Below are 20,441 nucleotides of genomic sequence, written 5' to 3'. Positions count from 1 at the left end.
CATTTCCCCTCTGTTACATACACTGTATATATATTTTAATGACAAAATAGTTAATGCTTATTAAATATAAATAAGCGTAAATGAAAAGTCAACTGATTTTACACAAAAAAAGGATAGATGCCCGAAAGAACATCGTATCCTTTTTACTAATGTTGTTATTGCTGATAAGGAGACTGCTGCTGAATGGTCTGCTGGAATTTTTGATAGGACTGCTGCAGCTTTTGTGAATCCTCCGCTTCAACAGAATACCATCCATATTGGAACATGAGATCATATAGTTTTCTTTGCGCTTTTTGTGACTCATCAAAAATGGATTGAATATCCTGATAAAGAGACTCGTGGCTGAATTCGTGCAAGGCAGTGCAATAAGCTGTTGTCATGTATTTTTCGGTTGTCAGCAATTCGTTGACGAAATCTCTGTCATTCATTTCCGATGTTGTCGGTACAGGTGTCTGCGGGTTGCTGATTTTTTGATTTTGCTGATTCATTCTGGCGCCTCCTTATTGGATGTAGCCGGACTGCTGCTGGCCTGGCTGCAGGTGCTTTAATATTCTTTGATAGTGATCATGATGCATGTGTCCGACGCGGTCGAGTTCTTGCTTTAACGTTTGATCCTGGCACTGCTGCGCCATGAAATGCGCTTTTTTCATCGCGAGCAAATTCCAGTTCAGCATGTCATTGAGATACAAATGATCCTTTGTCGAAATAACGGAAGGCGGCATTTGAGATTGCTGCTGATTATCCATTGTGATCCTCCTTTGGTTTCTGTTCATTTTATAGTTTCCTTCAGACTGGGAGTTATATACAGGTGTTTTGAAGATGACGGCGGGAGGGAGTCGGATGTTGAGACATGTGTTTTTATTCTTATCTCAAAATAAAACACTTACCAAGTTCGCAAAAGCATACGGAACGCGGCTTGGAGCACGAAGGTTTGTCGCAGGGGATACGATTGAATCGGCGGTTAAGACCGTCAAAAGGCTAAACAGATCCGGTTTGTGTGCAACAATTGATTATTTAGGCGAGTATGCAGCTTCGGAAAAAGAAGCAAACCAAGTCGCAGAGGAATGCAAGAAAGCCATTCAAGCCATTGCCGAACATCAATTGAATTCAGAGCTTTCACTTAAGCTGACCTCAATCGGGCTCGATCTTTCAGAAGAACTTGCTCTTACTCATTTGCGCGCCATTCTTTCCGTTGCGAAGCAATATGATGTTGCTGTGACCATTGATATGGAAGACTATTCTCATTATGAACAGACACTTTCTATTTACAGGCAATGCAAACAGGAATTTGAGAAGCTCGGCACGGTCATTCAGGCGTATTTGTACCGGGCGGCAGAAGATATCAGAAAGATGCGGGACTTAAAGCCGAATCTCAGACTTGTAAAAGGCGCTTATAAAGAATCTGCGGCTGTAGCGTTTCCCGACAAAAGAGGCACGGACCTTCATTTTCAGAGCTTAATAAAGCTGCAGTTGTTAAGCGGGAACTACACGGCTGTCGCCACACATGACGATGACATCATTGCATTTACGAAACAGCTCGTCGCCGAACATCAAATCCCCGCATCGCAATTTGAGTTTCAAATGCTATACGGCATCAGGCCGGAGCGTCAGAAGGAACTCGCCAAGGAAGGCTACAGAATGCGTGTGTATGTCCCATATGGAACGGACTGGTTCAGCTACTTTATGAGAAGAATTGCCGAACGGCCTGCCAATGCAGCGTTTGTGTTAAAAGGAATTTTGAAAAAGTGAAAGCAGCCGTGGGAAGCAGCTGCATTATGATTGTCCCATGTTATGTTTTTTATACTGCTGATTTTGACTTGTCCGTTTTCCGCCGCCGTAATGCTGAGTCGGACCGGCATCTCCCTTTACGCTCGCCGCGCTGACTGCCGCTGAAGACGGATTTTTTTTCTCTCGTACCATTCCCTTCACCTCCGGGCTTAAGTTGCCCGACTTTTATAGGCTTCATACAAAAAAATAACAAATTAGCTATTGAAGTCGAACCGGAAATCTTTTAAGATGAAAGAAGAAACGGGTTTCATTTTTTTTAGTCAAAAAATGAATGACTATTCATTCAATGTTCAAGGGGGATATCTCATGCACAAACACATTCGGAAGGCAGCCGTTTTAGGATCGGGGGTAATGGGTTCCGGGATAGCGGCGCATTTGGCTAACATCGGAATTCCTGTCCTGCTGCTAGATATTGTGCCGAACGATTTGACAAAGGAAGAGGAAAAAAAGGGGCTGACGAAGGACAGTTCGGAGGTGCGCAGCAGGCTGAGCCGGCAGGCGATGAAAAAACTGCTGAAACAAAAGCCCGCTCCCCTCACATCAGCGAAAAATACCTCCTATATTACACCTGGCAATCTGGAGGATGATGCAGAAAAACTGAAAGAAGCAGATTGGATTATTGAGGTCGTTGTCGAAAACCTTGAAGTCAAAAAGAAAATTTTCGCTCTTGTGGATGAACATCGAAAGACTGGAAGCATCGTCTCAAGCAACACATCCGGCATATCAGTGCAGGAAATGGCTGAAGGCCGGTCGGATGATTTTAAAGCCCATTTTCTTGGAACGCATTTTTTTAATCCCGCACGATATTTAAAGCTGCTAGAGATCATTCCGATTAAGGAAACGGATCCTGATATTTTAAAGTTTATGACAGCTTTCGGAGAAAATGTCCTCGGGAAAGGCGTTGTTACAGCAAAGGACACACCGAACTTTATCGCAAACCGCATCGGGACTTACGGGCTTCTCGTGACAGTCCAAGAAATGCTGAAAGGCGGTTATCAGGTCGGGGAGGTTGATTCGATCACAGGACCGCTGATCGGCAGGCCGAAAAGCGCCACCTTTAGAACGCTTGATGTGGTCGGCCTCGATACATTCGCCCACGTTGCCCGAAATGTGTATGACAAAGCTGATGGCGATGAAAAAGAAGTGTTTCGCATTCCAAGCTTCATGAACGATATGCTGGAAAAAGGGTGGATCGGAAGCAAGGCCGGCCAAGGCTTTTATAAAAAAGAAGGAAAAACGATTTATGAGCTTGACCCAGTGACGCTTACTTACGGCGAGCGGACAAAAATGAAATCACCGGCACTTGAAGCGGCAAAACAGGCAAAAGGGACAAAAGCCAAAATGAAAGCGCTTATTTATTCGGATGACAGGGCCGGCCGTTTGCTGTGGAATATCACTTCTCAAACCCTGCTTTACTCAGCCGAGCTGCTTGGCGAGATTGCCGATGATATTCATGCGATTGACCAAGCCATGAAGTGGGGATTCGGCTGGGAACTGGGACCTTTTGAGATGTGGGACGCCATCGGCCTCAAGCAGTCAGCGGAAAAGCTTGAGCAGCTTGGAGCAGATATGCCTGGCTGGATAAAAGAGATGCTGGACAAAGGAAATGAAACCTTCTACATCAAAGAGAACGGAACGGTATTTTATTATGACCGCGGCGAATACAGAGCCGTGAAAGAAAACAAAAAACGAATTCATTTACAAGCACTTAAAGAAACAAAAGGCGTGATTGCGAAAAACAGCGGAGCAAGCTTAATTGACCTTGGAGATGATGTGGCCCTTCTTGAATTTCATTCGAAAAGCAATGCGATCGGCCTCGATATCATTCAAATGATCCACAAAGGATTAGAGGAAACAGAACGGAATTACAAGGGGCTTGTCATCGGCAATCAAGGGAAAAATTTCTGCGTCGGCGCGAATCTCGCCATGATCTTAATGGAAGTCCAAGATGACAACTTTTTGGAAGTTGATTTTGTGATCCGCCGTTTTCAGGAGACGATGATGAAGATCAAATACAGTGCGAAACCGGTCGTCGCCGCGCCATTTGGCATGACGCTCGGCGGAGGAACGGAAGCATGCCTGCCGGCGGCGCGCATTCAAGCGGCAAGCGAAGCCTATATGGGACTTGTGGAATCCGGTGTCGGCCTCATCCCTGGCGGAGGAGGTAACAAAGAGCTGTACATCAACCATCTTCGCCGCGGCCATGATCCGATGAATGCGGCAATGAAAACATTTGAAACAATCGCGATGGCGAAAGTGTCCGCTTCCGCTCAAGAGGCTCGTGAGATGAACATCTTAAAAGAAACGGATCAGATCAGCGTGAATCAAGACCACCTGTTATACGATGCGAAGCAGCTGGCCGCATCTTTATACGATACCGGCTGGCGGCCGCCTGTAAAAGAAAAGGTCAAGGTGCCGGGAGAAACCGGTTATGCGGCACTCTTGCTTGGCGCTGAGCAGATGAAGCTGTCCGGCTATATATCTGAGCATGATTTTAAGATCGCGAAAAAACTCGCTTATGTCATTGCGGGCGGAAAAGTGCCGTTTGGTACAGAGGTTGATGAAGAGTATTTATTGGAGATCGAAAGAGAAGCGTTTTTGAGTTTGTCAGGAGAGGCAAAATCTCAAGCGAGAATGCAGCATATGCTTGTGAAAGGTAAACCTTTACGGAATTAGGAGGGAGCTTATGAAAGAGGCAGTCATTGTGTCAGGTGCAAGAACACCGGTTGGAAAAGCAAAAAAAGGATCGTTGGCCACCGTTCGCCCGGATGATTTGGGAGCGATTTGTGTAAAAGAAACGCTGAAACGGGCAGGCGGCTACGAAGGCAATATTGATGACTTGATTATCGGCTGTGCAACACCTGAAGCGGAGCAGGGGCTTAATATGGCGAGAAATATCGGTGCGCTCGCGGGCCTGCCGTACACGGTTCCGGCGATTACAGTTAACCGCTATTGCTCTTCAGGCCTTCAGTCTATTGCGTATGCAGCAGAAAAAATTATGCTGGGCGCCTACGATACAGCGATCGCCGGCGGAGCAGAATCCATGTCGCAAGTTCCGATGATGGGGCATGTTACCCGTCCGAACCTTGCTTTGGCAGAAAAGGCACCGGAATATTATATGAGCATGGGGCACACAGCCGAGCAAGTCGCGAAAAAATACGGCGTCTCCCGTGAGGATCAAGACGCGTTTGCCGTTCGCAGCCATCAAAACGCCGCTAAAGCCCTTGCAGAAGGAAAATTTAAAGATGAAATTGTACCCGTCGAAGTGACGGTGACAGAAATCGGAGAAGACCATAAGCCTATGGAAAAACAGTTTGTGTTTTCTCAGGATGAAGGTGTTCGCCCGCAAACGACTGCAGACATCTTATCGACATTGCGCCCGGCCTTTTCCGTTGACGGGACGGTGACTGCGGGCAATTCCTCACAAACGAGTGACGGAGCGGCGGCTGTCATGCTGATGGACCGGGAAAAAGCCGATGCTCTTGGCCTGGCGCCGCTTGTGAAATTCCGCTCCTTTGCGGTAGGCGGCGTGCCGCCGGAAGTGATGGGAATCGGACCGGTGGAAGCGATTCCGCGCGCTTTGAAGCTTGCCGGACTTCAGCTGCAGGACATCGGCTTGTTTGAACTGAATGAAGCTTTTGCCTCACAGGCCATTCAAGTAATCAGGGAATTGGGAATTGATGAAGAAAAAGTGAATGTCAACGGGGGCGCAATCGCGCTTGGACACCCGCTTGGCTGTACGGGCACAAAGCTTACACTCTCACTCATCCATGAAATGAAACGGAGAAACGAGCAATTTGGAGTCGTGACCATGTGTATCGGCGGCGGAATGGGAGCGGCCGGTGTATTTGAATTATGCTAAAGGGGGAAAAACAAATGGCAAAAAAAGCGGCTGACGTACAAAAAGGCGGCGGATTTTTAATCGAGGATGTCACATACGATCAAATGTATACACCGGAGGATTTCACTGACGAGCATAAAATGATTGCGAAAACAACAGAGGATTACATCGAGCAAGATGTTCTCCCTCATATAGATGATATCGAAAACCATCAATTCGAGCATTCTGTCAGACTGTTGAAGAAAGCGGGCGAACTAGGGCTGCTTGGCGCCGATGTGCCGGAAGAATACGGCGGGCTCGGCCTTGATAAAATCAGCTCGGCACTCATCACTGAGAAATTTTCGCGTGCGGGAAGCTTTTCTCTTTCTTATGGCGCGCATGTCGGTATCGGTTCCTTGCCGATCGTCTTTTTCGGGTCAGAAGAACAAAAGAAAAAATATTTGCCTGGACTCGCTTCAGGCGAAAAGATCGCCGCTTATGCTCTGACTGAGCCTGGCTCTGGGTCTGATGCACTTGGAGCAAAAACAACAGCTGTGCTGAATGAAGCAGGAACCCATTATGTATTAACAGGGGAAAAACAGTGGATTACCAACTCTGCTTTTGCCGATGTATTTGTAGTTTACGCTAAGGTAGACGGCGACAAGTTTTCAGCCTTTATTGTAGAAAAAGAGTTCCCGGGTGTCTCCACGGGACCGGAAGAAAAGAAAATGGGAATCAAGGGATCATCGACAAGAACCCTCATTCTGGATCAAGCTGAAGTGCCAAAGGAAAACCTGCTCGGAGAAATCGGCAAAGGGCATGTCATCGCCTTTAATATTTTAAACATCGGCCGTTACAAACTGGCGGTTGGCACAATCGGCGCATCTAAACGCGTCATCGAGCTGTCTGCGGCATACGCAAATCAGCGCCGCCAATTTAAAACGCCGATTGCTGGTTTTTCATTGACACAGGAAAAAATCGGGACAATGGCCTCAAGGCTGTATGCGATGGAAAGCTCTGTATACAGAACCGTCGGGCTGTTTGAAGACAATATGAGCCAGTTCACGGCCGAAGATCTCAAGGACGGCCGGCAAATCGCCAAATCGATTGCGGAATACGCCATCGAATGCTCTCTGAATAAGGTATTCGGCTCTGAAACGCTTGATTATATCGTTGATGAAGGCGTGCAGATTCATGGAGGCTACGGCTTTATGCAGGAATACGAAGTAGAAAGGGCCTATAGGGATTCAAGGATCAATCGGATTTTTGAAGGCACAAACGAAATCAACCGGTTAATCGTGCCAAGCACCTTCCTGAAAAAAGCGCTTAAAGGCGAGCTGCCTTTATTCGAAAAAGCGCAGTCGCTGCAGGAAGAACTCATGATGCTTATGCCTGAAGAGCCTGGAAGCGGCGTCTTAGAGCAGGAGAAATATATCGTCAAGCAAGCCAAAAAAATTGCGTTGTTTGCTGCCGGCCTAGCCGCGCAAAAATACGGAAAAGCGATCGATCGTGAGCAAGAAATTCTCGTGAACGTAGCGGATATCGTCAGCAATGTATACGCAATGGAATCAGCCGTGCTCAGAACGGAAAAGGCCATTGCCGCACAAGGCGCTGAAAAAGCAGCGCAAAAGGTGCTGTACACAGAAATTTTCGTTCAAGAGGCCTTTAACGAAATCGAAGCGCATGCAAAGGAATCCCTTATCGCAATGGAAGAAGGAGATTCACTCCGCATGATGCTTTCCGCTCTGCGCAAGCTGACACGCGTAACGCCTAAAAACGTGATTCAGAAAAAACGCGAGGCGGCGGCAGGCATTTTTGAGGCTGAGAAATATACTGTCTGATTGGCCATGAGCTCCGCATGCGCGGAGCTCTTTTTTAAGAAGCACTGTTTTAGGTTTTTAAAACAAACTGTGTTAAAATAACCTCGATTATTTTATTGAGGGGGAAGAAGATGTCGTTAACTTTTTACTGGTACCCTAAATGCGGAACGTGCCGCAAAGCAAAGAAGTGGCTTGAAGAGCATGGGAAAGAAATAAACGAAATACATATTGCTGAGCAGCCGCCAAGCAAAGAAGAATTAAAAGCGCTTTATGAAAAAAGCGGGCTGGATCTCAAGAAATTTTTCAACACGAGCGGCATGAAATACCGCGAGCTCAATCTCAAGGAAAAGCTGTATCATATGTCAGAGGACGAACAGCTCGAACTGCTGGCTTCAGATGGTATGCTAATTAAACGCCCGCTTACAACAGACGGCGAAAAAGTGACTGTCGGATTTAAAGAAGACCAATTTGAAGAAAACTGGGCTTAATGTAAATTTTTTTTGAAAAGTGTGGTATCTTCTTATTGTAGTGCTGTAAAAAATGGAGGGATTCAATTGAGCATACCAAAAGATTTGCGTTACTCAGGAGAACACGAGTGGGTAAAAGTTGAAGGAGAAAAAGCCAGAATCGGAATTACGCATTTTGCCCAGTCCGAACTAGGCGACATCGTGTTTGTCGAACTTCCTGAAGTGGGCGCTGAAATCAAAGCGGACGAGCCATTCGGCAGTGTTGAATCCGTTAAAACGGTATCTGAGCTTTATGCACCGATTAACGGAACGGTTGTGGAAGTAAACGAAGATCTTGATGACAGTCCGGAATTCGTCAACGAATCTCCGTACGAAAAAGCATGGATGATCGTCGTTGAGCCATCTGACGCTTCTGAAATTGAAAAACTGATGACAGCAGAGCAATACGAAGAGATGACACAAGAAGACTAAAACAGGATAGCCGTAAAAGCAATTGGACACGCTAACGTTATGGGAGGTGTCCAATATGGCTTTCGACAAACAAAAGCTCGATGTCACCAATGACGTGACAGGCCGCTTTCAAAATGGCCGGCTCTCGTTATATCATGATAATGAGATGATCGGCCAAATGACAAGCATGAATGAATATGAGCTTAAGTCCGGTTATTCCTTTGAAAATGAGAAATTTTATAAGACAGCCGATGTGGTCTCTGGAGACGACGCAAAATATGTAGATTGTGACTACGAAAACGGCTGGTGTTAATGTTGGCGGTGAATTTCACTGCCTTCTTTTACAATCTGAACATTTCAAATTTGACGCGGCAGGTGAACAAGATGAAGATGGATGAGCTGGAAAAGGTTATGATTGTCGAGGGGAAATCAGATAAAGAGAAAATCGAAAGCGTCCTGAATGAACCGATGCGCATTATCTGCACAAACGGAACAATCAGCCAGCTGAGGCTCGAGGAATTGGCTGACGAGCTTTATGATAAAGACGTCTATATATTAGTTGATGCTGATGAATCAGGTGAGAAATTGAGAAAACAGCTGAAGCGTGAATTTAATGAAGCCTGCCATCTCCATGTCGACAGAGCCTATAAGGAAGTAGCGGCTGCGCCCAGGCACCATATCGCTTCTGTATTGCTGCGTGCGAATCTGAATGTCCATACTATTTTTCTTGAAAGAAAGTCCCGAGGTGTATAGCATGAAAGAACTCCAAGAACACGAACTTGATCACATTGAAGATGATGTGTACCTTCTATATTTATATACTCCGTTTTGCGGCACCTGCCAGCTTGCAAGCAAAATGCTGACAGTGGTGAAAGAAATGCTGCCGGATGTCGCCTTCTATCAAAACAATGTCAATTACTCTCCGACATTCGCAAAAGCGTATCAAATTGAAAGCGTCCCTTGTTTTCTGCTGTTTAAAGGCGGAAAGATGGTCGAAAGAGGATATGCATTTCATTCCGTTTCTTATTTATATGAGCTGATCAAACAAAAATCATCTTCCGCATCCCATTTATGACATATTTCTCAGCATATCCAATGAAATTGTCGTTCGTTTTATAAAGGGGTTCTTGCGACAAAGAGAGAAATGTGTATGTATGACCAACAAATAGGAGGTTGTACATATGGAGAAAGCGGAAGTTTTAGAAGATGAGTATCAGCATCTGTTTTTAAAACCCCTTTTGAATGCCTCAACATTGCTCATTACCTTCCAAGGAGAAGCAGAAGCCTTAACCGTCTCAATAAACGAACAGGGAGAAATGAAAAAAGTTTCTCCGCCCCAAACGTCCAACCTGACCTTTTACGGAAACCAAACGGAAATTATTGATTTATTGCACGGAGACATTTCCCTTCAGCACCTTATTCAGAGCGGAAGCCTCAAAGTAAAGGGGTCATTCAGGGCCCTGTTAAAGCTGGAAGCCATTCTCTGGCTGACAAATGGATTTTTTCAGAGGATTTTAAAAAATTAAAAAATAATAAATTATTATAATAGTAAAAGTTGACATCATTTATTTTATTGACATTTAATCATTCGCCGTGCTATTCTACATTAAGAATTTCCGGACGAAAAAGACTATATATTTCTCTTATCAAGAGAGGTGGAGGGAAGTGCCCTATGAAGCCCGGCAACCATCAACACTGTTGAAATGGTGCCAATTCACACGAAGCGTTCAGCTTTGAAAGATGAGAGAAAGGCATTTTATATAAGCCTTTCTGCTCAAGTGTGCAGAAAGGCTTTTCTTTTGCAGAAAAAACCGGAAGATTTCTTAGAATAGTGTTAAGGCAGGTGATTGCTTTGATCAATCTTCAGGATGTTTCAAAAGTTTACAAGTCGAAACATGGAGATGTCAATGCTGTCCAAAACGTCTCGCTTTCCATTAAAAAAGGTGAGATTTTTGGAATTATAGGATATAGCGGAGCTGGTAAGAGTTCCTTAATCCGTCTGCTGAACGGCCTTGAGAAACCAACCTCAGGAACCGTGGAAGTGGCGGGAACCAAGATTAATGAAGTAAATGGACGCGGTTTAAGAAAAGCACGCCATGAGATCAGTATGATTTTCCAGCATTTCAATTTGCTTTGGTCGCGGACTGTCAGAGATAATATCATGTTTCCTTTAGAAATTGCCGGGGTGAAAAAGAGCGAGCGGATCAAGCGCGCCAATGAACTGATTAAACTGGTAGGTTTAGAAGGAAAAGAAAAATCTTATCCGTCCCAGCTGAGCGGCGGTCAGAAGCAGCGTGTCGGAATTGCCAGAGCGCTTGCAAACAATCCGAAGGTTCTTCTTTGTGACGAAGCGACATCAGCATTAGATCCGCAAACGACAGATTCAATTCTGGATCTATTGTCCGATATTAATGAAAGACTCGGTTTGACGATTGTGCTGATTACGCACGAAATGCATGTCATACGCAAAATCTGCAACAGAGTCGCCGTCATGGAAAACGGCAAGGTGGTCGAAGAAGGCGAGGTTCTCGATGTCTTCAAAAATCCAAAGGAACAAATGACAAAACGATTTGTTCAACAGGTGACAGAGCCGGAAGAAACGAAAGAGACGCTTCAGCACCTTCTTGATGATACAGCATCAGGAAAAATGGTTCAGCTCACATTTGTCGGTGAGTCAGCTGAACAGCCTCTGATTACAGAGATGATCAGAAACTTCAATGTCAGCGTCAATATTCTGCAAGGGAAAATTTCGCAGACGAAGGATGGGGCTTACGGTTCACTGTTCATCCACATTGACGGGGACGAGGAAGAAGTGCAAAACGTGATCCGATTCATTAATGACAAACAGGTGAAAGCAGAGGTGATCACGAATGTTTGAAAAATACTTCCCGAACGTTGATTTAACTGAATTATGGAACGCGACATATGAAACACTTTATATGACGCTGATTTCTTTACTGTTTGCTTTTGTCATCGGGGTCATCCTCGGCTTGCTGCTCTTTCTGACGAGCAAAGGAAGCCTCTGGCAGAATAAAGCGGTCAACTCAGTGATTGCAGCCGTTGTTAACATATTCAGATCGATTCCGTTCCTTATTTTAATTATTTTACTATTAGGTTTTACGAAATTTTTAGTCGGCACGATCTTAGGGCCAAACGCCGCATTGCCGGCGCTGGTAATCGGCTCGGCACCATTTTACGCGCGCCTTGTTGAAATCGCGCTGCGTGAGGTGGATAAAGGTGTGATTGAAGCAGCTAAATCAATGGGCGCGAAAACGTCTACGATTATTTTCAAAGTGCTGATTCCGGAATCAATGCCTGCTCTTATTTCTGGCATTACGGTTACAGCCATCGCTTTAATCGGTTCAACGGCAATTGCCGGAGCCATTGGTTCAGGAGGCCTTGGAAACCTTGCGTACGTAGAAGGATATCAGTCTAATAACGCTGATGTTACCTTCGTTGCTACTGTGTTTATTTTAATCATCGTGTTTATTATTCAAATCATCGGTGATCTAATAACAAATATTATAGACAAACGATAAGGGAGGATTTACATTGAAAAAGCTATTTTTGGGTGCATTACTGCTTGTATTTGCAGGAGTTATGGCTGCCTGCGGTTCGAATAACGGCGCTGAATCCGGCAAGAAAGAAATTGTCGTTGCGGCAACAAAAACACCGCATGCGGAAATTTTAAAAGAAGCTGAACCATTGCTGAAAGAAAAAGGCTATACGCTGAAAGTGAAAGTGCTTAGTGATTACAAAATGTACAATAAAGCTTTAGCTGATAAAGAAGTGGACGCGAACTACTTCCAGCACATTCCTTACCTTGAGCAAGAAATGAAAGAAAACACAGATTACAAACTTGTGAATGCCGGCGCTGTTCACTTAGAGCCATTCGGTATTTACTCTAAAACATACAAATCACTGAAAGACCTTCCAGACGGTGCGACAATCATTCTGACAAACAACGTTGCTGAACAAGGCCGTATGCTTGCAATGCTTGAAAACGCTGGATTAATCACTCTTGATTCTAAAGTGGAAACAGTTGACGCAACATTGAAAGACATTAAGAAAAACCCGAAAAACCTTGAATTCAAAAAAGTAGCGCCTGAATTAACGGCAAAAGCATATGAAAACAAAGAAGGAGACGCGGTCTTCATCAATGTAAACTATGCGATCCAAAATAAATTAAATCCTAAAAAAGACGCAATTGAAGTAGAATCAACGAAAAACAACCCATACGCTAACATCATCGCAGTAAGAAAAGGCGAAGAAGATTCTGCAAAAATCAAAGCGCTGATGGAAGTTCTTCACTCTAAAAAGATCAAAGACTTCATCGAGAAAAAATACGACGGAGCTGTGCTTCCTGTATCTGAATAAGACTGAAACCCCGGATGAGAATTCCGGGGTTTTTTTCGCGTATTTTCCTAAAAGCTGTTCATAATAAAAAGGAATGTTAAACAGATGGAGGGATTTTCTTTGAATCAAGACAGAGGAAGCATGCAGGACGCGTTAAAACAATATAAACATGGTTTAGGCACATTTGAACAAAAGATGCCGCTGATGGGAAGAAAATTTAACGAATTTACTGAACAGTGCTTTGCCGGGAATTCTCTGACTGAAAGAGAAAAACAGCTGATCGCCCTCGGAATTGCCATCAATGCTCAGGACGAATATTGCATGATCTATCATACAAAAGGCTGTCTTGATCAGGGAGCGTCAGAAGAAAACATTCTCGAAGCCGTCAGTGTGGCAGCGGCATTTGGAGGCGGCGCAGCTTTCAGCCAAGGCGTGACAGTCGTTCAACAGTGCATTGAGGAATTCGGAAACACCACGCATTAAGAGAAGGAATATTCCGAAAAACCATTCTCATTTGTTCTGAAAGGATGCTTTCGTCTCATCTGCCGCTATTTCACGCCAAATCGTTTTTGCGGCATCCAACGCAGCACTGGTACAATAAAAAGCAAATATATGAAGGGATTGATTCATTATTTGCAGCAGCCAGGACAGACTGAACCTCGATTATACGTCAGAAATGGAAAAAGCGATGCAGCTGTCACACGGAATTGGATACGAGGAATATGGACGCCGGCTGGAAACAAGAATGAAAGTAGAGCGGCAGAGAGAGCTTGATTATGAAAAAAGCAAGCGGATTTCTGCGGGAGCTTATTGAGAAAATCAATCTTTTAAAAAAGGGTGGGAATCCACTCTTTTTCTTTTTCAATCGCTTTAATAAAGTGCTGATCTTTGTTAAACTTGAGGAATGTGCAAGGCACGATAAAAAGTTGTATTTACTTTTCATTTGTTATAAAATTAGAATGAGAATAAAATGAGAATAATGATTATATATTTTTGGAGGTATAGATATGGCTGCTTCAACATTAACGATCAAAGATCTTCACGTTGAAATCGAAGGGAAAGAGATCTTAAAGGGTGTAAACCTTGAAATAAAAGGTGGAGAATTCCACGCAGTAATGGGCCCGAACGGAACTGGTAAATCCACTTTATCAGCTGCTATTATGGGGCATCCTAAATATGAAGTAACAAAAGGCAGCATCACGCTTGACGGCAAAGATGTACTGGAGATGGAAGTGGACGAGCGTGCGCAGGCAGGCTTATTCCTTGCAATGCAGTACCCAAGTGAAATCAGCGGTGTGACAAATGCCGACTTCCTTCGCTCAGCAATCAACGCGCGCAGAGAAGAAGGCGATGAAATTTCTCTCATGAAATTCATCCGCAAAATGGACGAAAACATGGAGTTCCTTGAAATGGACCCTGAAATGGCTCAGCGCTATCTTAACGAAGGCTTCTCAGGCGGGGAGAAAAAACGCAACGAAATCCTTCAATTAATGATGATTGAACCGAAAATCGCCATCCTTGATGAAATTGACTCAGGCCTTGATATTGACGCTTTGAAAGTTGTATCAAAAGGGATCAACAAAATGCGCAGCGAAAACTTCGGCTGCCTGATGATCACTCACTATCAGCGCCTGTTAAACTACATCACTCCGGATGTTGTTCACGTTATGATGCAAGGCCGCGTTGTAAAATCCGGCGGTGCAGAGCTTGCACAGCGTCTTGAAGCAGAAGGTTATGACTGGATCAAACAAGAACTTGGCATTGAAGACGAAACTGTTGGCCAAGAAGCGTAAGCGTTAGGGGGATTAATATGACACTAGGTACAAAACTATCCGTAGATCAGGAGTATCTCAAAAGCTTTTCCGAAAAGCACCAAGAACCTGCCTGGCTGAAGAACCTGCGCTTACAGGCTCTTGAACAAGCTGAGGATCTGCCGATGCCGAAACCTGACAAAACAAAAATCACAAACTGGAACTTCACGAATTTCGCGAAGCATACAGTGGATAACGAACCGCTTTCTTCATTAGAAGATTTGACTGATGAAGTAAAAGCGCTGATCGACATTGAAAACGAAGATAAAACATTATACGTACAGCGTGACCAGACGCCGGCACATCTTTCTCTTTCTCAAGAATTGAAAGACAAAGGCGTCATCTTCACTGATATTCTGACTGCTGCACGCGAGCACAGCGACTTGGTGGAGAAATACTTTATGAAGGACGGCGTGAAGGTTGACGAACATAAGTTAACTGCACTTCACGCGGCTCTTGTTAACGGAGGAGCATTCCTTTATGTTCCGAAAAATGTTCAGGTGGAGACGCCGGTTCAGGCTGTTTATGTCCACGAAAGCAATGATACAGCTCTATTCAACCACGTGCTGATTGTGGCTGAAGACCACAGCTCTGTAACATATGTAGAAAACTACATCAGCACTGTAAACCCGAAAGACGCTGTCTTCAATATTATCAGTGAGGTCATCACAGGTGATAATGCCAGCGTGACATACGGTGCGGTGGATAATCTGTCAAGCGGTGTGACAACTTATGTGAACCGCCGCGGTGCTGCGCGCGGACGCGACAGCAAAATCGAGTGGGCTCTCGGCCTGATGAACGATGGCGACACGATTTCCGAAAACACAACAAACCTTTACGGTGACGGCACATACGGCGATACGAAAACGGTTGTTGTCGGAAGAGGAGAGCAAACAGAAAACTTCACAACACAAATCATCCATTTCGGTAAAGCTTCTGAAGGCTATATCTTGAAGCACGGTGTGATGAAGGATTCCGCTTCTTCTATCTTTAACGGAATCGGCAAAATCGAACATGGCGCTTCTAAAGCGAATGCGGAGCAAGAATCACGCGTGCTGATGCTTAGCGAAAAAGCACGCGGAGACGCAAACCCTATTCTTTTAATTGACGAAGACGATGTAACTGCAGGACATGCGGCATCTGTCGGCCGTGTGGACCCTATTCAGCTTTACTACCTGATGAGCCGCGGAATTCCGAAAGAAGAAGCAGAACGCTTAGTCATTTACGGATTCCTTGCACCGGTAGTAAATGAACTTCCGATTGAAGGCGTTAAGAAACAATTAGTTTCTGTTATCGAAAGGAAAGTGAAGTAATGAATATCACAGATATTCGTGAACAGTTCCCGATCCTTCATCAGCAAGTGAACGGACATGATCTCGTTTATCTCGACAGCGCGGCGACTTCCCAGAAGCCGCGTGCTGTCATTGAAACACTGGATAAGTATTATAACCAATACAATTCCAATGTTCACCGGGGCGTCCATACACTTGGAACCAGAGCGACAGATGGTTATGAAGGAGCGCGTGAAAAAGTCCGCAAGTTTATTAACGCGAAGTCAATGGCTGAGATTATTTTCACAAAAGGCACGACCACATCACTGAATATGGTGGCGTTAAGCTATGCGCGCGCCAACCTGAAACCTGGTGATGAAGTGGTCATCACCTACATGGAGCATCATGCGAATATCATTCCGTGGCAGCAGGCTGTAAAAGCAACTGGCGCCACATTAAAATATATTCCGTTGCAGGAAGACGGAACGATTTCTTTAGAAGACGTCAGAGAAACGGTCACAAGCAACACAAAAATTGTTGCGGTGTCTCATGTATCTAATGTTCTCGGCACGGTCAACCCGATTAAAGAAATGGCGAAAATCGCTCATGACAATGGGGCTGTCATTGTGGTGGACGGTGCACAAAGCACGCCTCACATGAAAATTGACGTGCAGGATCTCGATTGCGACTTCTTTGCGCTTTCTTCCCATAAAATGTGCGGACCTACCGGTGTTGGTGTGCTGTACGGAAAGAAAGCCCTGCTGGAAAACATGGAGCCTGCCGAATTCGGCGGTGAAATGATCGACTTTGTCGGGCTTTATGAATCAACTTGGAAAGAGCTTCCGTGGAAATTCGAAGCGGGTACGCCGATTATTGCAGGAGCAATCGGCCTCGGTGCCGCCATTGATTTTCTCGAAGAAATCGGTCTTGATGAGATTTCCCGCCATGAGCACAAGCTTGCAGCTTATGCGCTTGAACGCTTCCGCCAGCTTGACGGCGTAACGGTTTACGGGCCGGAAGAGCGTGCCGGGCTTGTCACATTTAACCTTGATGATGTTCATCCGCACGATGTGGCGACTGTGCTTGATGCGGAGGGAATCGCAGTCAGAGCCGGCCACCATTGTGCGCAGCCGCTGATGAAATGGCTGGATGTAACTGCTACTGCAAGAGCAAGCTTTTATCTGTATAATACAGAGGAAGAGATTGATAAGCTTGTGGAAGCTCTTCAAAAGACAAAGGAGTATTTTACAAATGTCTTTTAATGCAAACTTAGATACATTGTACAGACAGGTGATTATGGATCATTACAAAAACCCGCGAAATAAAGGGGTTTTAAATGACAGCATTGTCGTGGATATGAACAATCCGACATGCGGCGACCGCATCAGACTGACAATGAAGCTTGACGGAGACATCGTGGAAGATGCGAAGTTTGAAGGGGAAGGCTGTTCCATTTCAATGGCATCCGCTTCGATGATGACTCAGGCGATTAAAGGGAAAGATATTGAAACTGCCCTTTCCATGTCTAAGATTTTCTCGGATATGATGCAAGGGAAAGAGTATGATGATTCTATAGATCTCGGGGATATTGAAGCCCTTCAAGGCGTTTCAAAATTCCCTGCCCGTATCAAATGTGCAACCCTGTCATGGAAAGCACTTGAAAAAGGAGTCGCGAAAGAAGAAGGCGGCAATTAAAAGGATTGGAGTGAAAATGGATGGCTAAAAAAATGCCTGATATTGGTGAATACAAGTATGGTTTTCACGACAAGGACGTTTCCATTTTCCGTTCAGAGCGCGGATTGACAAAAGAAATCGTAGAAGAAATTTCTCGCATGAAAGAAGAGCCTCAATGGATGCTTGACTTCCGCTTGAAATCACTTGAGCATTTCTACAATATGCCGATGCCTCAATGGGGCGGAGATTTAAACTCACTGAACTTTGACGAAATTACGTACTACGTAAAACCGTCTGAGCGTTCAGAGCGTTCTTGGGATGAAGTTCCTGAAGAAATTAAACAAACATTCGACAAGCTCGGTATTCCTGAAGCTGAACAAAAATACCTTGCGGGTGTTTCTGCTCAGTACGAATCTGAGGTTGTATACCACAACATGAAAGAAGATCTTGAAGCACAAGGCATCGTCTTTAAAGACACTGACAGCGCGCTGAAAGAGAATGAAGATATTTTCCGTGAGCACTGGGCAAAAGTAATCCCGCCGACTGATAACAAGTTTGCGGCGCTTAACTCAGCTGTTTGGTCCGGCGGTTCTTTCATCTACGTGCCTAAAGGCGTGAAGGTTGAAACACCGCTACAAGCTTACTTCCGTATCAACTCTGAGAACATGGGTCAGTTCGAACGTACACTGATCATTGTTGACGAAGAAGCAAGCGTTCATTATGTTGAAGGCTGTACTGCGCCTGTTTACACAACAAACTCACTTCACAGTGCGGTCGTTGAGATCATCGTGAAAAAAGGCGGCTACTGCCGTTATACAACGATCCAAAACTGGGCGAACAACGTTTACAACCTTGTAACAAAGCGTACAGTCTGTGAAGAAAACGCAACAATGGAATGGATCGACGGCAACATCGGTTCTAAGCTGACAATGAAATATCCGGCTTGTATCCTAAAAGGCGAAGGCGCGCGCGGTATGACGCTTTCTATCGCTCTTGCGGGTAAAGGCCAGCATCAGGATGCAGGTGCGAAAATGATTCACCTTGCACCAAACACATCATCTACAATCGTATCAAAATCGATTTCAAAACAGGGCGGAAAAGTAACGTACCGCGGAATCGTCCACTTCGGACGCAAAGCGGAAGGCGCCCGCTCTAACATCGAGTGTGATACGCTCATTATGGATAACAAATCAACTTCTGACACAATTCCTTACAATGAAATCTTAAATGATAACATTTCATTGGAGCACGAAGCGAAAGTGTCTAAAGTATCTGAAGAGCAGCTCTTCTACTTGATGAGCCGCGGTATTTCTGAAGAAGAAGCAACTGAAATGATCGTAATGGGCTTTATCGAGCCATTCACAAAAGAGCTTCCGATGGAATACGCAGTTGAAATGAACCGTTTGATTAAGTTCGAAATGGAAGGTTCTATCGGTTAATGATGAAAACTCCTTTGTTTATCAAGGGGTTTAGAGATAGTTATCAACTTTAAAATGGCCGGCGTGCCGAATTTGATTGTAGAAGACGAACTTTTGAAGTTCGTCTTCTTTTATTTTTCAGAGACATATCCACTGTTATTTTAATGGTTTTAATTCCTTATCGATTAGAATATTTCAGACCTGCGCCGGATAGGTTCAGTTTCTATATCACGCAACCATACAGTTGCTTATACTTGACATGCAACTAATGGGTTGCTTATACTCAATATATGAATGGGAACAAAGACGCTATATTCAAAGCACTCGGCGATTCGACTCGGCGGCTTATATTAGACGAATTATCTGAACGCAACGAGCTGACGTTGTATGAACTTACGATACGTCTTATTACAAAGTACGACCTTTCTATTACGCGACAGGCGATAGCTAAACACCTTTCTGTACTGGAGGATGCAGGACTCGTAACATCAAAACGAAAGGGAAAATATCGAGTACTTATATTCAACAACGAACCGCTTAAAAATTTGCTGAAAGGATGGATAGAATAATTTTATAAAATCAGAACAGGGCCTCTGATAAATGTGTGGGTTGTTTTGCTTGTAGCCAGATTGTTAGCATAGTACCATGCTTCATTCATATCGAAGGAGGGAAAAACAGTATGAAAATCGTTGTTACCAGTATATTTGTACAAGATCAAGACATGGCACTGGAGTTTTATACAGAAAAACTTGGGTTTATAAAAAAGGAAGACGTTCCCATGGGGAAATTCAGGTGGATAACGCTTGTTTCTCCAGATGATCAAGACGGAACCGAGCTTTTACTCGAACCGAATGAACATCCTGCCGCCAAGGAGTATCAAAAGAAGATATTCTCCGAAGGCCTCCCGGCCACAATGTTTGGCGTTGCAGATATTCAAAAAGAGTACAACCGATTAAAGGAAAAAGGCGTGACGTTTACGACGGAACCGACAAAAATGGGCGAAGTCACAATAGCTGTCTTCGACGATACATGCGGTAACCTTATTCAAATTGTACAGAAGTAACCGATTCAGTCGCGTCCTTTTTGTATGCAGAAGAAAAACCGCTGGCCGAGGGGCCGCGGTTTTTTACTCTTCTTCTGTCTCTTGATTGATAATTTGCTTTACAGATGATCTGCTGTTATTTTCTCTGTTCATCTCTCGCAATTGAGTATAAGCCATATCGAATTCCTCTTTTGTCATCTGCTTTGCGGCTAATGCAGAGCATAATATAGCAAAAGCAATTGGCATTGTATCAATGTGAATGTCGATATGGACCTCTGAGTTGCCGCTGTTTTTGATAACAGATTCAGTAGTGGGTATCTCTTGAGTATGTCTGTTAAGAGGAATGATGTTTTCGTTCATTAGTCTTCTCCGTCTTGTGACTGCGCCTGTGCCTGATCCTGATCTGTGTTCACGCTGACCACGACTTTTGCATTACCGCTGTTTTGGACTTTTGCCACTGCCGCATCGCGTCTGTTTTCTTCATTTTCATGACGATTTTCGCTCATGGTATCATCCTTTCTCTA

General features: G+C 44.5%; 27 protein-coding genes and 2 other RNA genes. 24 read left to right on the top strand and 5 right to left on the bottom strand.

The features are described from left to right. Positions 1-155: 155 nt before the first annotated feature. Both yusN and yuzM read right to left on the bottom strand, forming a co-directional pair. Entirely contained in the window at positions 156-488 is a 333-nt protein-coding gene (gene yusN / locus BSU_32860; RefSeq protein ID NP_391165.1) for a putative spore coat-like protein, read from the bottom strand. 12 nt (positions 489-500) lie between these two features. After that, entirely contained in the window at positions 501-746 is a 246-nt protein-coding gene (gene yuzM, locus BSU_32859) for a hypothetical protein (protein YP_003097784.1), read from the bottom strand. A 94-nt stretch (positions 747-840) separates the two neighbouring features. Between yuzM and putM the strand changes: the two genes are divergently transcribed. Further along, positions 841-1,749 (top strand): proline dehydrogenase 1, encoded by a 909-nt coding sequence (gene putM, locus BSU_32850; RefSeq protein NP_391164.1) that lies wholly within the window; start codon positions 841-843, stop codon positions 1,747-1,749. A gap of 24 nt (positions 1,750-1,773) precedes the next feature. Here putM and yuzL read toward each other — a convergent pair whose 3' ends face one another. Continuing rightward, positions 1,774-1,920: a hypothetical protein gene (yuzL, locus tag BSU_32849; protein YP_003097783.1), complete on the bottom strand. Its 147-nt coding sequence runs from the start codon at positions 1,918-1,920 to the stop codon at positions 1,774-1,776. 174 nt (positions 1,921-2,094) lie between these two features. Between yuzL and fadN the strand changes: the two genes are divergently transcribed. After that, positions 2,095-4,464: a bifunctional enoyl-CoA hydratase / 3-hydroxyacyl-CoA dehydrogenase gene (gene fadN, locus BSU_32840; protein NP_391163.2), complete on the top strand. Its 2,370-nt coding sequence runs from the start codon at positions 2,095-2,097 to the stop codon at positions 4,462-4,464. A gap of 10 nt (positions 4,465-4,474) precedes the next feature. Further along, the gene (gene fadA, locus BSU_32830; RefSeq protein ID NP_391162.1) at positions 4,475-5,650 is read left to right on the top strand and encodes an acetyl-CoA C-acyltransferase; all 1,176 of its coding nucleotides are present in this window, start codon (positions 4,475-4,477) and stop codon (positions 5,648-5,650) included. A gap of 14 nt (positions 5,651-5,664) precedes the next feature. Further along, the gene (gene fadE, locus BSU_32820) at positions 5,665-7,449 is read left to right on the top strand and encodes an acyl-CoA dehydrogenase (FAD dependent) (protein NP_391161.1); all 1,785 of its coding nucleotides are present in this window, start codon (positions 5,665-5,667) and stop codon (positions 7,447-7,449) included. Between the two features lie 110 nt (positions 7,450-7,559). Beyond that, on the top strand, positions 7,560-7,916 hold the full coding sequence (gene yusI / locus BSU_32810) for a putative oxidoreductase with thioredoxin domain and regulator domain (RefSeq protein ID NP_391160.1): 357 nt from the start codon (positions 7,560-7,562) through the stop codon (positions 7,914-7,916). A 66-nt stretch (positions 7,917-7,982) separates the two neighbouring features. Further along, the gene (gene gcvH, locus BSU_32800) at positions 7,983-8,366 is read left to right on the top strand and encodes a glycine cleavage system protein H (lipoyl acceptor protein) (protein NP_391159.1); all 384 of its coding nucleotides are present in this window, start codon (positions 7,983-7,985) and stop codon (positions 8,364-8,366) included. A 55-nt stretch (positions 8,367-8,421) separates the two neighbouring features. Beyond that, positions 8,422-8,658 (top strand): hypothetical protein, encoded by a 237-nt coding sequence (yusG, locus tag BSU_32790; RefSeq protein ID NP_391158.1) that lies wholly within the window; start codon positions 8,422-8,424, stop codon positions 8,656-8,658. Further along, positions 8,658-9,098, top strand: a complete 441-nt coding sequence (gene yusF / locus BSU_32780) for a putative ribonuclease (protein ID NP_391157.1) — start codon at positions 8,658-8,660, stop codon at positions 9,096-9,098. Before yusG ends, yusF begins: the two co-directional genes overlap by 1 nt. A gap of 1 nt (position 9,099) precedes the next feature. Further along, positions 9,100-9,420, top strand: a complete 321-nt coding sequence (gene yusE, locus BSU_32770; protein NP_391156.1) for a putative thiol-disulfide oxidoreductase with thioredoxin domain — start codon at positions 9,100-9,102, stop codon at positions 9,418-9,420. A 106-nt stretch (positions 9,421-9,526) separates the two neighbouring features. Further along, on the top strand, positions 9,527-9,871 hold the full coding sequence (yusD, locus tag BSU_32760; RefSeq protein NP_391155.1) for a hypothetical protein: 345 nt from the start codon (positions 9,527-9,529) through the stop codon (positions 9,869-9,871). A 114-nt stretch (positions 9,872-9,985) separates the two neighbouring features. Beyond that, positions 9,986-10,092, top strand: an RNA gene (gene mswH, locus BSU_misc_RNA_53) — S-adenosylmethionine riboswitch. A gap of 105 nt (positions 10,093-10,197) precedes the next feature. After that, positions 10,198-11,223 (top strand): methionine ABC transporter (ATP-binding protein), encoded by a 1,026-nt coding sequence (gene metN, locus BSU_32750; RefSeq protein ID NP_391154.1) that lies wholly within the window; start codon positions 10,198-10,200, stop codon positions 11,221-11,223. After that, complete coding sequence (gene metP, locus BSU_32740; RefSeq protein ID NP_391153.1) at positions 11,216-11,884, top strand: methionine ABC transporter, permease component; 669 nt, start codon at positions 11,216-11,218, stop codon at positions 11,882-11,884. The genes metN and metP overlap by 8 nt, the downstream gene beginning before the upstream one ends. A 13-nt stretch (positions 11,885-11,897) precedes the next feature. Next, complete coding sequence (gene metQ, locus BSU_32730) at positions 11,898-12,722, top strand: methionine ABC transporter, substrate binding lipoprotein (RefSeq protein ID NP_391152.1); 825 nt, start codon at positions 11,898-11,900, stop codon at positions 12,720-12,722. 84 nt (positions 12,723-12,806) lie between these two features. Then, positions 12,807-13,184: a hypothetical protein gene (gene yurZ, locus BSU_32720; RefSeq protein ID NP_391151.1), complete on the top strand. Its 378-nt coding sequence runs from the start codon at positions 12,807-12,809 to the stop codon at positions 13,182-13,184. 120 nt (positions 13,185-13,304) lie between these two features. Beyond that, positions 13,305-13,552, top strand: an RNA gene (gene bsrI, locus BSU_misc_RNA_84) — small regulatory RNA or messenger RNA. Then, positions 13,378-13,515 (top strand): putative toxin of a toxin antitoxin system, encoded by a 138-nt coding sequence (yuzK, locus tag BSU_32719; protein YP_003097782.1) that lies wholly within the window; start codon positions 13,378-13,380, stop codon positions 13,513-13,515. The genes bsrI and yuzK overlap by 138 nt, the downstream gene beginning before the upstream one ends. Before the next feature lie 156 nt (positions 13,553-13,708). Next, positions 13,709-14,494, top strand: a complete 786-nt coding sequence (gene sufC, locus BSU_32710; protein ID NP_391150.1) for a sulfur mobilizing ABC protein, ATPase — start codon at positions 13,709-13,711, stop codon at positions 14,492-14,494. 17 nt (positions 14,495-14,511) lie between these two features. Then, the gene (gene sufD, locus BSU_32700; RefSeq protein NP_391149.1) at positions 14,512-15,825 is read left to right on the top strand and encodes a Fe-S cluster assembly protein SufD; all 1,314 of its coding nucleotides are present in this window, start codon (positions 14,512-14,514) and stop codon (positions 15,823-15,825) included. After that, positions 15,825-17,045 (top strand): cysteine desulfurase, encoded by a 1,221-nt coding sequence (sufS, locus tag BSU_32690; RefSeq protein NP_391148.1) that lies wholly within the window; start codon positions 15,825-15,827, stop codon positions 17,043-17,045. Before sufD ends, sufS begins: the two co-directional genes overlap by 1 nt. Continuing rightward, positions 17,035-17,478, top strand: coding sequence for an iron-sulfur cluster assembly sulfur-transfer protein (Zn(2+)-dependent) (gene sufU, locus BSU_32680; RefSeq protein ID NP_391147.1), 444 nt, complete (start codon positions 17,035-17,037; stop codon positions 17,476-17,478). The genes sufS and sufU overlap by 11 nt, the downstream gene beginning before the upstream one ends. Before the next feature lie 20 nt (positions 17,479-17,498). Continuing rightward, complete coding sequence (sufB, locus tag BSU_32670; RefSeq protein NP_391146.1) at positions 17,499-18,896, top strand: FeS cluster formation scaffold protein; 1,398 nt, start codon at positions 17,499-17,501, stop codon at positions 18,894-18,896. A 269-nt stretch (positions 18,897-19,165) separates the two neighbouring features. After that, on the top strand, positions 19,166-19,444 hold the full coding sequence (gene yuzN / locus BSU_32669) for a putative transcriptional regulator (protein YP_003097781.1): 279 nt from the start codon (positions 19,166-19,168) through the stop codon (positions 19,442-19,444). Between the two features lie 110 nt (positions 19,445-19,554). Further along, entirely contained in the window at positions 19,555-19,938 is a 384-nt protein-coding gene (gene glxB / locus BSU_32660; RefSeq protein ID NP_391145.1) for a methylglyoxalase; lactoylbacillithiol lyase, read from the top strand. Between the two features lie 63 nt (positions 19,939-20,001). Here the strand turns inward: glxB and yurS are convergent, their stop codons facing one another. Both yurS and sspG read right to left on the bottom strand, forming a co-directional pair. Further along, positions 20,002-20,277: a hypothetical protein gene (gene yurS, locus BSU_32650; RefSeq protein NP_391144.1), complete on the bottom strand. Its 276-nt coding sequence runs from the start codon at positions 20,275-20,277 to the stop codon at positions 20,002-20,004. After that, entirely contained in the window at positions 20,277-20,423 is a 147-nt protein-coding gene (sspG, locus tag BSU_32640) for a small acid-soluble spore protein (protein ID YP_054592.1), read from the bottom strand. Before sspG ends, yurS begins: the two co-directional genes overlap by 1 nt. Positions 20,424-20,441: the final 18 nt, after the last annotated feature.

The sequence above is a fragment of the Bacillus subtilis subsp. subtilis str. 168 genome, assembly GCF_000009045.1.
Classification (GTDB): Bacteria; Bacillota; Bacilli; order Bacillales; family Bacillaceae; genus Bacillus; species Bacillus subtilis.
Note: the sequence above shows the minus strand (reverse complement) of the source record. Positions and strands in the feature narration are given on the sequence as shown.